The following is a 13,558-nucleotide window of genomic DNA, read 5'->3' as shown; positions in this document are numbered from 1 at the left end:
AATTCTTCGTCTGATAAAAACATAAAGTTTCATAAATTATACCCTAGGGTATAATACCTTTGGGTATAATTTTGTAACTTTGCAGAAAATCAAGACTTTAAGTATATGAACAAGATACCATTCGAATATGGTTCTATCGCTGAGAATCCATTCTACCGTTTTGGACAGATGATGACATTGAAGAAGATAGCCAAGGAATACTGAATTCGCAGAAACTTCACCACTTCCATTTCATCTGTATCTCCAAATCGGTTTGATGCGAGGCCGCTATCTCCTGTAATCCGGTGGAGATATGGCTCCGGTCGAAATAGCGGGTAGTGCCCAGTTTGGCAATAACCAGCAGATGCTTACCTATTTCCGAACGAGCCACCAGGGCACAGCGGATGCCCTCGCCATAGAAGCTGCTGAAACTCATCTGATAAAGCAGGCCGGGTTCGTAGACATAGATGCGACTGCTGAAATCCTGCGTATGGAAATAAGAAAAACTGCCCGATAGCCTCAGCCAATGCCAGCGATAACTCAGGTTCTCGTTCAGCAGATACCCCTGGCTGGGGTTCGCACCATCTGCATCTTTCTGGCTTGACTTCTTTCCCATCTCCTTGCTCATCGTATAATCCACACTCGTCTTGGCACTCCAGTTTTTCTCAGCGAAAGTGGCATAAAGGCGCCATCGCCCGGTGGTGGTTCCCGCCTTCTCCTTATAGCGCAATCGGGTGCCCAGAATCCATCTCTTATTAGGCTGATAGAGGATATTGAGCAGATGGTCCCAGCATTGCGTGCTTTGCCTGGTATGATACTTGGGCCACACGAAATAGACAAAGTCGCTATAGCCGGTGATGCTCCTGCGATGAGCCGGAACCCACGTAAAGCCCAGATAGGCTCCATTCTCATCCTGCACATCGCTCCCCTCTGAAAAGCTGTTGCTGAAAAGCGAGTAATAGCGGGCGGAATAGAACCGATGCAAGGCAAGCAGAGAGAAATGGTCGGAAAAGAGATAGGAGGCGGCATTGAGGGTGGCGATGGCTCCACAATTGCCCGTCGCCGTTTCGCCTGCGATGGTCCAGCGGTGGGAAACGTAGCCGTAATCCACACTCGCATTCCAGAAGTTATAGCCCTGGGGCGCAAATCGCTTATACAACTGCGACTTATCGGGCGTAAGCGGAAGGGAGAAAGAGGTATAGAAGCCTGTTGCCCCGATATGCCAGCCCTGGTTGCGATAGTTGATGTTTCCGCCCATCAGAGTATTGGAGGCGATATTCTGCTTCGCGATTTCCTTCAGGGTGCGATGCAGTCCGGTCTTCTGGATGGTTTGGATGCCGCCCTGGTCGGAGAGCGTGGCATCTATCTTGCGATAAGAGAAGAAGGCGGTCAGGTCGAGACCTTTCAACAAGGTATAGGTGGCAGCTGCTCCCTGCAGATAATTGGCAGAAGATCGGGAGGAATGAACCCGGATGCGGTTGGTGGCGCTTCCCAGGGAAGAAAGCACCGAGAGTTTGCCGAAGCTGAAATCGTTGTTGAGTATCAGTCCCAAGCCTTCGTGCAGGCGGTATCTGCCCAGGGTGATGTTCTTCCAGCGCCCCAGTTTCTTTACTTGCAGATAGAAGGAGTAGAAATCATAGCCCAGGTTGTTCTTGCCGGTGCCAAAGGGTTCGCCCGCATCCTGCGCCCCCACAACGCCCAGCTTTACATAGTCGCCATACCTGAACTGATAGCGCAGCCAATGCTTGTATTTATAGCCCATATAGCCATTGGCATCGCCCTTTCTTTCGTAGAAAGGCACCTTCAACATGCCCATCGCCTCATGCTTTCCATATTTGATGATATTCCTGATACTGGGGAAATCAGACTTCTTCTGGTCAGCATCTACATAGAAGAAATGCTCCATCAGCTGTCGCTGATACCAGCTGATGCTCGGAATCAGGGTGAGTTCCGTCATGCTTTTCATTCCGCCATAGCGATAAACGTAAGCCTGGATGTCTTCCACCTGCGAAGAGGTAAGAAAGGGCAAACGCTCCATCTCCTCGCGGGTAGCCGCATTCAGGTTTATCGGATGCTGCGCCCATTCCTCCAGATCTTCCTCGTAGTCTTCCCAGGAAGTATGCTCAAAATCCTCGGTTTCCGAAAGTTCAGAAAGTAGCTGCTGCCACGACTGGGCACTTACCGAAAAGGCATGGAATAGCAGGGAACTGCCTAACAGAAACAGTTTCAACAAAAATTGGGTTATGGGCTGCCAACGTTTCATCTATAGGCAAACGATTATTAAATTTCCTCAAAGTTACAATGATTTTCTGAAAATGAGCAAGAAAAAGGAAAGAATCTTTCTCTAAATGAGAAATAATCTGTAATTTTGCGGCGTAATTAGCAAGATAGAGGGGCTTACACCTTATTATATATAAGACAAATGGATAATTAAGATGGATTTCATGAAACAGAAAATATTATTTCTGCTGGCGATGCTCTTCTGCATCAGCCTGCAGACAATGGCGCAAACCGATGGCGACAACCCTGAAGACAGGGAGGTGGATATGGATACTCCTACCTTCGAACCGATGGTGAAGGTGGGAAAGGTGCTGCTGGATAAAGACAGCATTCAATACGTGCAGGTGAACAACGTGTATGTTTATCCACAGCCTGTGTTCAAAAACGCCAAGGAAAGGATGGCCTACAACCGACTGGTGTATAACATCAAGAAGGTGTTGCCGATAGCCAAGGAGGTGAGAAAGATCATCATCGAGACGGGCGACTATCTGGAGACCCTTCCTAACAAGAAGGCGAAGGATGCCCACATGAAACTGGTGGAGAAGGACATCAAGCAGCGATACACGCCAAGAATGAAGAAGCTAACCTATGCGCAAGGCAAGCTCTGCATCAAGCTGGTGTATCGTGAATGCAACTCTTCTTCCTATCATCTTATCCAAGCCTTCCTGGGTCCTATCCGTGCCGGCTTCTACCAGGCCTTCGCTGCCCTCTTCGGTGCCAGCCTCAACAAGAAGTACGATCCGAACGGAGTGGATAGGCTCACGGAAAGAGTGGTGAGACAAGTGGAATCAGGGCAGATTTAATCATACTCCTTATTAAGAAAACCAATACCCTTAGGGAAAGTTGTGGATACTATTAAGAGTATTTGTCTATACTATTAGGAGAAATCTCCGTTCATAAGTTTTGAATGTGCGTTCAAAAGCTTTGAATGTACGTTCAAAAGCTTTGAACATACGTTCAACGACGCTGAACGGAGATTTCTTCTAATGAAAAAAAGAAATGTCCCTAGAGGTAACTGCTTTTTCCTCTAGGGACATTCCTAATTATTCCTCGGTATAAAGCACCTGGATCATGGTCTGACCCACTGCCTTCAACACATTCTTATCCAAATGAGCCATGTCATCGATTACCGTATGCCAGGTAGGACCGAAACTGCTCTGCTGGCAATCTGGGTAATATGCTATCACATCGATGGTTGGAATCTTCGCCTTCTGGTTCACTGGGATGTGGTCGTCGGTAATCATACCGCCATCACTCTTAGGGAAGTAACTGCCGTAACCAGCCTGGCGGGCTGCAGCCCAAACCTTCTTCACTATGCCACCGGCATACTGCATCGACATGCCCTCACGGTAGAACTTGGCACCCTGACCACCTACCATATCGAGAAGGATACCGTAACGAGGATTGTAGCTATCCGGCTTGTTCTCACTCCAATACTGCGCACCCAGCGCCCAACTGTCGCCATCATCCTGCACATCAGCCCACTGAGGCGTACCCCAGTCTTCCGTATCGAAACATACGAAATCTACTCCGATATTCGGATTCAACTTCTTGTCTGCCTGCAACTGGCGGGCAAGCTCAAGCATCACGGCCACACCGCTGGCACCATCGTTGGCAGCCAGCACAGGCTTGCGCCAATTGGTACTGTCAGGATCATTATCAGCCCAAGGACGACTGTCCCAATGGGCACAGAGCAGGATGCGGGTCTGCGCCTTCGGGTTATAGTGGGCGATGATATTGGTATTCTTCAATATCGTGCCATCATAACCCTTCAGGTCGGCCTTCTGGGTCTCCACCTCGCATCCAAACTGCTTGAATTTGCTCACAATCCATTCGCCACACTTATCGTGCGCCTCGCTGTTCATCACACGAGGACCGAAATCGCATTGCACCTGGCAATAAGCCAGCGCCGAATCGGCATTGAAGGCAGGACCTACGGGATTCAGCTTCTCGGCTTCCTCTACCTCCTGAACCTCAGGCGAACTCGAACTGTTCGCATTCTTATAGCTGATGGTACCAGCCACCACTCCGGCAGCCACCACCAAGCCCAAAATTATCTTCATTTTCTTCGTCATTGTATTTACTTTGAACTTTCAGATTTGAACTTTGAACTTTATGATTACTTAATAACTATCAAATTCTTCACTCTTCGTTCTTCACTTTCCAAAGTTCTGCACCTGCGTCATCACTCTGAGCCAGTTGCCTCCCCAAATCTTGGCGATGTCCTGCTCGCTGTACTTGCGGCGCAGCAGCTGGAGGGTGAAGTTGATGAGTTCAGAAGAGTCGGCAAGTCCGCGGATGCCTCCATCTCCATCGAAATCGGTACCGAGACCTACGTGGTCGATGCCCATCACGTCGATGGCATGCTCCAGGTGGGCGATGGCATCCATGATGTCTGCTCCTCCCTCCTTGCGCAGGAATCCGTGGTAGAGCGTGGTATGCGCCACACCGCCACGAGCCGCCAGGGCACGCATCTGGTCATCCGTCAGGTTGCGGGGAACATCGCAGAGCGCACGGCTGCTGCTATGGCTGCACACAATAGGGGTCTGACTGATTTCGAGCGCATCGTAGAAGCTCTTCTCGCCGGCATGACTCAAATCTACCATGATGCCATGGCGGTTCATCTCCTGAATCACCTTGGCTCCGAAACTGCTCACGCCATTGTGGGTGTTGCAGCCACGGGCACTGTCGCAGATGTCGTTGTCGCCATTGTGACAGAGGGTGATATAGACGATGCCGCGCTGGGCAAAATGCTTCACGTTGCTCAGGTCATGCTCCAGGGCTAGACCGTTTTCTATGCCCAGCATGATGCTCTTTCTGCCCTTTCGCTTATCGCTGTAGAGATCGGTAGGCGTGCGGGCGATGCTGAGATACTGGCTGTTCTTGCTCACTATCTCCTCTATCTTGTCGAAGATGAGGTCGGCATACTGCGCCGGTCCCTGCACATCGAAATCCACCTTGCTGCTGAAGCTCTCGCCTATCTTAGGCTGCGGCAGATAGGCCACCATGGTGGTGGCATCCTGATGGCCGTCGGTCATCTTATGCAAATCCACAAGGATGCGGGAATCACGATGGTCGAACTTGACGCCCTGCGGGAAGAACATCGGCGTATCGCAATGGGTATCGAGGGTAAGGATGCGCTTATGCAACTGCTTGGCTGCATAGAAATTATTCGCCTGGTTTACAAGCCACAGGAAAAGCTTTCCGCCATCCTCGCCGAGCCATTCCGGATGCCACTGTACACCGAGAATCTGCTTATACTCGCTGCTCTCTATCGCCTCGATGATGCCATCGGTAGATTTGGCGATGATGCGCATATGCTTGCCCGGCTCGCTCACCGCCTGATGGTGGAACGAGTTGACGAAAATCTTCTCTGCCTCATATATATTATATAAGGTGGAATCTTTCTTGATTTCAACACTATGAGTAGGTTCCGAGCGATCGGCATCCTGACTGTGCTTCACCTGCTGCTTGATGTCCTGATACACCTTTCCGCCCAGGGCAATGGCCAGGGTCTGGATGCCGCGGCAAATGCCGAGCATCGGAATCTGACGGTTGAACGCCAGACGGGTGAGCATCAGTTCTGCCGCATCACGCTCCTGGTTGATGTTGTGAAGACGAGGCGAAGGCTCTTCGCCCATCCACAGCGGGTTATGGTCGCCGCCACCGGTGAGGATGAGACCATCCAGATGCTCCAGGGTATTGACGATGACTGAACTGTCGGCAACAGGGGGAATGATGACAGGCGTTCCGCCCGCCGCAATCACCTGCTTGTAATAACGGTCGCGAAGCGTAGCATCAATGCCTTCATAGTTGGCAGAGATGCCAATCAGGGGCTGACGCTTCGCTTCGGGAAAAGAAGAGTACGCACCCTTGAGATGCGACTCCAAGTCAAATGTTTCCATTTGTTTATTTCTAAATACAAAAAAATTACTCTTCCTCCAAAAGAACAGGCACCTCGCGCTTGATACTCTGCTCAAGCGAGATGAGAGTTTCGGTAGAAACTACTCCCGGGATAGCCTGGAGCTTGTTGTTGAGCAGGTCCATGAGCTGCTCGTTGTCGCGGGCATACAGTTTAAGAAGCATGGTGTAAGAACCGGTTGTGAAGTGACACTCCACAATCTCAGGAATATTCTGCAGTCTTTCTACCACCTTCTTATACATATTACCACGTTCCAGGTTAAGTCCCACGTATGTGCAGGTGGAATAACCCAGGCTCTTAGGGTTTACATCGAAACCGCTACCTGTGATGAAACCATCCTCCATCAAGTGCTGTACACGCTGATGGATGGCTGCACGAGAAACTCCGCATTCAGCGGCTACGTCCTTAAAAGGAATACGGGCATTCTTTGAAAGGATGCCGAGAATCTTTCTGTCAAGATTGTCTATTTTTTCCATTTCTTTTTCTATTATTATGTTTGCTATTTTAAGGTATTTCTATACCAGATAGCAAAATTAATAAAAACTATCGAAACAAACAACAAAATGCACGAATATTTTGCAATATCCGTGCATTTTGTTGTTTTTTATACTGATTTTAACCAAAAAATCAGTTTTTCTCTTCTAAAAGACCATTACTTTCTCTTCTTAGAGCCAGCTTTCTTAGCAGCAGACTTAGCTGAAGTTTTTGCCACCTTCTTCTCTGCTCCTACGGCTACATTTTCCTTCAACTCGCCAGCAGGCTCAGCCTTAACCTCAGGCTTTACGATGCTGACAAGCTCAAGGTCGAAGACCAAAGTAGAGTATGGAGGAATCTGACCTGCCTGACGCTCGCCGTAAGCCAACTTATAAGGGATGTAGAGCTGCCACTTGCTGCCTACAGGCATGGTAGTGAGCGCCTCGGTCCAACCCTTGATCAGATTGCCGGCACGGAACTTATCGGTCTTGGCACCGCCATGCTTAGAGGTTGCATCGAATACGGTACCATCAATGAGACGGCCCTCGTAGATAACCTCCACCTCATCGGTAGCCTTAGGCACCTCGCCCTGGCCAGCCTTGATTACCTTATACTGCAATCCGCTAGGCAACACCTTTACACCAGGCTTCTTGGCATTCTCGGCAAGGAACTTCTCGCCAGCGCCCGCCAAGATCTGAGTCTTGAACTCGCCTGCCTTCTTCTCTGTGAAGAGGGTAGTATCATTGGCAAGAGCTGCCACGAAACCACGGCTGAACATCGCTGCATCGATAGAATCCTTGGCACTCTTCAATTCCTCACGGGTTCCAGGCAGGATGCGCTGGTTCACCATCTGCGCAATCTGCATACCCACGATGTAGGCAGTGCCCTGAGGAGTATTAGCCTTGGCGATAGCCTCCTCGTAACCGCGGATGAAATCTGCCATGTAAGCAGTATCTACCTGATAACTCTGCTGGATGAATGGAATCAAGCCACGTGTGGCATGAACACCAGCTGCATAACTCAACGAATCGCTCTCTGTGGCAAGAACCACAGGAGTTACCTTCTTTACATTCTTTTTCTTCTTTGCTGCACTAACAGTAAACAAAGAAGCACTCGCCACGAGGACGAGTGCTGTCATTAAATATTTCTTCATTTCTTATAAGTCCTCTACTCAAAATGAGTTCCCACAAAAATTACTTGCCACCTACAGAAATCAACTCAATCTTGAAGATCAATACTGAGAATGGCTTGATCTGACCCTGCTCGCGCTCACCGTAAGCCAACTGCTGAGGGATGTAAACCTCCCAAACAGAACCTGCTGGCATGTGAACCAAAGCCTCGGTCCAACCCTTGATAACCTGGTTAGCACGGAGATCTACAGCCTGACCACGCTTGAAAGATGAATCGAATACCTTACCGTCGATAGTCTTACCCTCGTAGTTAACCTTTACCATAGATGTATCCTTTGGCATAGGGCCGTTACCCTCCTTGATTACCTTATACTGAACACCTGAAGGAAGAGTTACCACTCCTGGCTTCTTCTTGTTGGCAGCGAGGAACTTCTCACCAGCCACCTTGTTAGGACCATATTCCTTCTCCATGTTCTTAGCCTTGATGGCCATCATCTTAGCCTGTGCCACCTGAGCAGCCTGCTCTACGGTCATCAAGCCTTTCTTGCCAGTAGTACCGGTGATGAAACCTGCCATGAAGTTCTTCAAAGAGATAGTCTTGGTTGAGTCGTCACCGAATACCTCGTGGTTGATACCCTTTACCATCTGGTTAGAAATCTGCTGACCAATCTGGATACCTGCGTAGTAAGCAGCCTTCTTCTTGTCGTCACCAGCGTTGGCACCGTCGTTAAGACCCTTGATAAAATCATCCATGTAAGCGGTATCCACGCCCATGCGCTCTACCATAAACTCCTTCAGACCCTGAGTCTGAGACATACCCATAGCATAGCTCATTGTATCAACATCGTTCTTGAGGTCTGCCTTTGGAGTAGAATTGCCACAAGCTACGAATGTAGCGGCAACACAAGCCACGAGGGCTCCGAAAAATAACTTTTTCATCTTTTCTGTTATGTTTATATTCTTTGTTCTCTTATATATGCGTCTATATTATATACGTCTCATCCGTGAGAATTACTTCACGGCAACGAGCTCTACATCGAAAATCAATGCTGAGAATGGAGGGATAGATGCACCTGCACCACGCTCGCCGTAACCCAACTGATAAGGGATGAAGAAACGATACTTCGCACCCTCGGTCATCAACTGAAGACCCTCGGTCCAACCAGCGATTACCTGGTTCAATGGGAAGGTAGCTGTCTGACCACGGTCGTATGAGCTATCAAACTTAGTACCATCGATGAGTGTACCCTCGTAGTGGCACTCCACCTGGTCGGTAGCCTTAGGAGCCTTACCATTACCCTCGCGCAAAATCTGATACTGCAAACCGCTCTTAGTAGTGATAACACCATCCTTCTTGCCGTTCTCGGCAAGGAACTTCTCACCAGCCTCCTTGGCAACCTTACCCTTCTCGGCAGCGGCAGCCTGAGCCTTAGCCTCCTGCTCTGCGAAGAAGTTCTGTACCAACTCCTGAGCCTCCTGCTCGTCAAGCTGGAGCTTACCGGCAATCGCATCCTTTACAGCCTGTGCAAAATCATCAATGTTCAAACTCTCTGCACCCATAGAAGCCAACTGGCGACCGATGCCAATGCCTAAAGCATAACTTACTTTATCCATAAATTTATCTTATAACTTTGTTTAATATTCTATATTTTATACTTATTGTCCTTAAAACGAGTGCAAAGATAACATTTTTCTTGCTGAAAACGATGCTATTTAAAGAAAAAATTGTAAATTTGTGCATTCTTAATAGAAAGATTAAGAAAATATGAATAAATAAAACGTGATAAGATGAAGAAACTCGTATTTTTAACCGGCGCTGGTATGTCTGTGGAGAGTGGTTTCAAAACTTTCCGTGGCAATGATGGATTGTGGGAAAACTATCCTGTGGAACAGATAGCAACCCATGAGGGATGGGAGGCTGACCCTACCCTAGTGACTAACTTCTACAATATGTTGCGCCATAAGCTCTATGCCGCTCAACCCAACGAGGGACATCTGCTTATCAAGGAACTGGAGAAGGATTTCGACGTGACGGTGATTACGCAGAACGTGGATAACCTGCACGAGAAGGCGGGCTCCAAGAACGTGATCCATCTGCATGGAGAACTCTCTAAGGTATGCTCTTCACGCGACCCTTACGACTATCGCTACGTGAAGGAATTGCCAGAGGATGACTGCGAGGTGGAACCTGGCACCAAGGCTGGCGATGGCAGTTTGCTGCGCCCGTTCATCGTCTTCTTCGGCGAGAGCGTTCCGATGATAGAACCTGCTGCCGAAGCGGTGCAGCAAGCCGACATCTTCGTCATCATCGGCACCTCACTCAATGTGTATCCTGCCGCAGGCCTGATTTCATACACCAAGCCTCATATCCCTATCTATCTGATAGACCCAGGTGCCGTGAACACCAATGGATACTACAAGATTCAACACATCATGAAGGGGGCTTCTGAGGGAATGAAGGAACTGACTGAAATACTGGAGAAATAAATAGATTTCTACCATCAGGTAGAAAGAAAGCCAGAGATTATCAAAGTATAAAAACTGAAAGAGATTATCAAAGTACAAAAGCTGAAAGAGGAGGCATCAACCGATGTCTCCTCTTCTGCTTTTATTGCCTTTTGGCTTTTTTGTCTTATATCGAAATGCCGATTATGCCGATGCTCTCGTTCCCATACGTGCCTCGGCCACGTTTACCACGTAGTCGCCGAGCTTCTCGCACTCCTGAATGATATCCATATACAGGGTGCCTACGCCGTAGGTGTAGAGATGGTTATCCACATCGTCCAGATTCTGGTTTCTCAACTGCGTACGGAAGTTGTTGATTTCCGTCTCAATATTATAGGTATGGTTCATGTTGATACTCTGGCGATCGTGGGCAAACATATAGTTCATCTGGGTCAATGACTCATCTACCAGCTTAAACATCTGATGGATATTCTCATTCTGCTTTGCCGTGAACTCTTCCTTGTTCTCTCCCTTGCGCTTGATGGTGCGGGCAAGATTGTAGCAGCTGTCACCAATACTCTCTATCTCAGAAATAGCACGCAACATCGAACGGATCTTCGCCTTGGTATCATCGCTGAGATGAGCATCGCTCACCTGGTCGAGATACTTGGCTATCTCTATCTCCATATTATCAGAAATACCCTCGTACTTCTCGATGCGCTCATATAGCTTATCGAATGTCTTGGCATCCTGGGTATCCAGCAACTCGTTCACCATACTGAACATACGGTGGATGCGCTCGCCGAAACTGCCAATCTCCTTCTGTGCCTCGAAGACCGAAAGCTCCGGTGTCTTCATGATACCCGACTGGATAAAGCGCAGGCGGAAATCCTCATCCTCCTTGTCTGCCTTAGGCTTGATAAGCTGGCAAACCACCTTTTCCAACTGCGGGATAAACCAGATGAGTACACCCGTATTGCATACATTGAAGCAGGTGTGGAACATCGCCAGAACGATAGGCAACAGAGTAGCCTTCTGGGCTGCCGACATACTGCCATTAGGATCATAACCCACAATAGAGCAGACGAAATCTACAAAAGGATAAAACAGGCAGAGAACCCAGATTACACCAAACACATTGAACACCAGATGCGCCAGGGCGGCACGGCGGGCCTGTGCATTGGCACCCAAGGCTGCAAGATTGGCAGTGGCTGTGGTTCCGATGTTCTCACCCATCACCAGGGCAATACCCAGATAGATAGGGAGTACGCCCGTAGAACAGAGCAGGATGGTGATGGCCATCACCGCTGCCGAACTCTGCACGATGCAGGTGATAAGCGTACCTATCAGCAGGAAGACCACGATGGTGAAATGGCTCTTCGTATCGAAGGAACCGAAGAAGTCGATAACTGCCGGATTATGCTCCAGGTCGAGTGCCTTACCCGCACTGCTCAACAATACGAGCGAGAAGAAGAGGAAGGCGATACCAAAGAGGAAATCTCCGAAATAACGGCGCTTCTTGCTATATATCAGCATGATGCCGAGGAAGAACGCCGGGAACACGACAATGGTTAAATCTACATTATAACCCAGCGACATAATCCATGCCGTAAAGGTGGTACCGATGTTGGCACCCATAATCACGGAAATGGCCTGTGCCAAGGTGAGCAAACCCGCATTCACGAAAGAAACCGTCATGACGGTGGTTGCAGAGGAACTCTGAACGGCACAGGTAATAAAGGTACCGGTAAGCATTCCCGTAAACCGGTTGGTAGTCATCGCTCCTAAAATGTGGCGCAACTGAGATCCTGCCATCTTCTGCAAGGCCTCACTCATCACCTTCATACCATAGATGAGCAACGCCAGAGAACCGAGAATCTGAAAAAAAATCACAAGATATTGACTTGTATCCATAATTAATTGTATTTGTGGAAATGTTTGTTACGTTTCGGTTGCAAATATAATAAGAAATCCGCTGATTACGAAATATCTGTGACGGATATTTCAAATTGTAACAGCATTGTAACATCAAAGGCGTTCCCAACCCCCAAAAGAAGCAGAAACATCGCTGTCGAAAAGAAGAAGCATACACCTTTCCTCTACGCTTCATCTACTCTGAAAAAAGGAGAAAAAGGCGGATTTTGCAGCCGATAATGTTACATATTTGATAAAAAACAAAAAAAGTTGCCAATAAACTTTGTAGTCTCCATTTTTTTTTGTTTCTTTGCCTTATAAAACTATTAACAGTCATATAACAGACATCATTATGGGAAAAGGTAAAAAAGGCGGCAAGAGAATGAACAAGGCGCAGCTCACCGAGATTCTGCAGGAATTCTTTGCCCAAAGGCCGGGCGAAACGCTCAGCTTTAAAGAAATATTCCGTTCCCTCCATCTCACTACGCATCCGCTCAAGATGCTGGCTATCGACATCATGGAGGAAATGGCATGGGATGACTATCTGGCTAAGGTAAGTGACAACTCTTACAGACTGAACCAGAGCGTCCAGGTGATGGAAGGCAAGTTTGTAAGAAAGGCGAATGGTAAGAACTCCGTCATCCCGGATGGCGAGGAGAATCCTATCTTCGTTTCCGAACGTAACTCGATGGGAGCGCTCAATGGCGACCGTGTGGAATTCACCTTCCTCGCACGCCGAAAGAATCACATCAAGGAGGCACAGGTCAACAAGATCCTGGAACGTGCCAAGGATACGTTCGTGGGACGACTGAAAGTGGATAAGGATCTGGCTTACCTCGTTACACCGAGCGATGTATTCGCCCACAACATCATCATTCCTAGAAGAAAGGTGAAGGGCGGAAAGACCGACGACAAGGCGGTGGTTCGCATCATCGAATGGCCTGACGGAGAAAACAAGAGTCCTATCGGTGAGGTGGTGGACATCCTCGGCCAAAAGGGCGACAACGATGTGGAGATGAACTCCATCCTCGCACAGTATGGTCTGCCTTACAAGTATCCGAAAAACGTAGAGGATGCTGCCAACAAGATTTCGGGCGAAATCACCGAACAGGATTACAAGGAACGTGAAGACTTCCGCAAAGTGTTCACCTGCACCATCGACCCGAAGGACGCCAAAGACTTTGACGATGCCTTGAGCATCCAGAGATTGGAGAATGGCAACTGGCAGGTGGGTGTTCACATCGCAGATGTTTCGCACTACGTCACGGAGGGCAGCATCATCGACAAGGAAGCCGTGAAGCGTGCCACTTCTGTCTATCTCGTAGATCGCACCATCCCGATGCTTCCTGAGCGTCTCTGCAACTTCATCTGCTCGCTTCGTCCTAACGAGGAAAAACTGGCATATAGCGTCATC

Annotated in this window: 11 protein-coding genes (1 of these 11 only partly in view); 3 read left to right on the top strand and 8 right to left on the bottom strand. The window is 48.6% G+C overall.

Annotated elements, in window-relative coordinates; all coding sequences use genetic code 11:
* Positions 1-217: 217 nt before the first annotated feature.
* Entirely contained in the window at positions 218-2,212 is a 1,995-nt protein-coding gene (locus KUA49_RS01370) for a helix-hairpin-helix domain-containing protein (protein WP_256624896.1), read from the bottom strand.
* Between the two features lie 211 nt (positions 2,213-2,423).
* Between KUA49_RS01370 and KUA49_RS01365 the strand changes: the two genes are divergently transcribed.
* Positions 2,424-3,062, top strand: coding sequence for a DUF4294 domain-containing protein (locus KUA49_RS01365; protein ID WP_203041118.1), 639 nt, complete (start codon positions 2,424-2,426; stop codon positions 3,060-3,062).
* Between the two features lie 240 nt (positions 3,063-3,302).
* Here the strand turns inward: KUA49_RS01365 and KUA49_RS01360 are convergent, their stop codons facing one another.
* The 6 genes from KUA49_RS01360 to KUA49_RS01335 form a co-directional block, all read right to left on the bottom strand.
* The gene (locus KUA49_RS01360) at positions 3,303-4,334 is read right to left on the bottom strand and encodes a M28 family peptidase (protein ID WP_203041125.1); all 1,032 of its coding nucleotides are present in this window, start codon (positions 4,332-4,334) and stop codon (positions 3,303-3,305) included.
* Positions 4,335-4,415: 81 nt separating this feature from the next.
* Entirely contained in the window at positions 4,416-6,164 is a 1,749-nt protein-coding gene (locus KUA49_RS01355) for a gamma-glutamyl-gamma-aminobutyrate hydrolase family protein (RefSeq protein WP_218413230.1), read from the bottom strand.
* Positions 6,165-6,189: 25 nt separating this feature from the next.
* A complete protein-coding gene (locus tag KUA49_RS01350; RefSeq protein ID WP_089544771.1) occupies positions 6,190-6,657 on the bottom strand; it encodes an Lrp/AsnC family transcriptional regulator in 468 nt (155 codons plus the stop codon).
* Positions 6,658-6,833: 176 nt separating this feature from the next.
* Positions 6,834-7,808, bottom strand: coding sequence for an FKBP-type peptidyl-prolyl cis-trans isomerase (locus KUA49_RS01345; protein ID WP_203049334.1), 975 nt, complete (start codon positions 7,806-7,808; stop codon positions 6,834-6,836).
* A gap of 40 nt (positions 7,809-7,848) precedes the next feature.
* The gene (locus tag KUA49_RS01340; RefSeq protein WP_217764299.1) at positions 7,849-8,724 is read right to left on the bottom strand and encodes an FKBP-type peptidyl-prolyl cis-trans isomerase; all 876 of its coding nucleotides are present in this window, start codon (positions 8,722-8,724) and stop codon (positions 7,849-7,851) included.
* A gap of 72 nt (positions 8,725-8,796) precedes the next feature.
* Entirely contained in the window at positions 8,797-9,399 is a 603-nt protein-coding gene (locus tag KUA49_RS01335; protein WP_203041129.1) for an FKBP-type peptidyl-prolyl cis-trans isomerase, read from the bottom strand.
* A 174-nt stretch (positions 9,400-9,573) separates the two neighbouring features.
* On the opposite strand from KUA49_RS01335, the gene KUA49_RS01330 reads away from it, so the two are divergent.
* A complete protein-coding gene (locus tag KUA49_RS01330) occupies positions 9,574-10,272 on the top strand; it encodes an SIR2 family NAD-dependent protein deacylase (RefSeq protein WP_203049336.1) in 699 nt (232 codons plus the stop codon).
* Between the two features lie 162 nt (positions 10,273-10,434).
* Here the strand turns inward: KUA49_RS01330 and KUA49_RS01325 are convergent, their stop codons facing one another.
* Positions 10,435-12,144 (bottom strand): Na/Pi cotransporter family protein, encoded by a 1,710-nt coding sequence (locus tag KUA49_RS01325; RefSeq protein ID WP_218413229.1) that lies wholly within the window; start codon positions 12,142-12,144, stop codon positions 10,435-10,437.
* 352 nt (positions 12,145-12,496) lie between these two features.
* Between KUA49_RS01325 and rnr the strand changes: the two genes are divergently transcribed.
* A protein-coding gene (rnr, locus tag KUA49_RS01320) for a ribonuclease R (protein WP_218413228.1) crosses the window boundary here: on the top strand, positions 12,497-13,558 show its start. It continues 1,236 nt past the right edge of the window; only the first 1,062 of its 2,298 coding nucleotides appear in the window; the start codon lies at positions 12,497-12,499; its stop codon lies beyond the right edge, outside the window.

It is taken from the genome of Segatella copri (assembly GCF_019249655.2).
In the GTDB taxonomy this organism is placed as follows: domain Bacteria; phylum Bacteroidota; class Bacteroidia; order Bacteroidales; family Bacteroidaceae; genus Prevotella.
The sequence above is the reverse complement of the archived record's forward strand: the minus strand, read 5'-3'. Positions and strand labels throughout refer to the sequence as shown.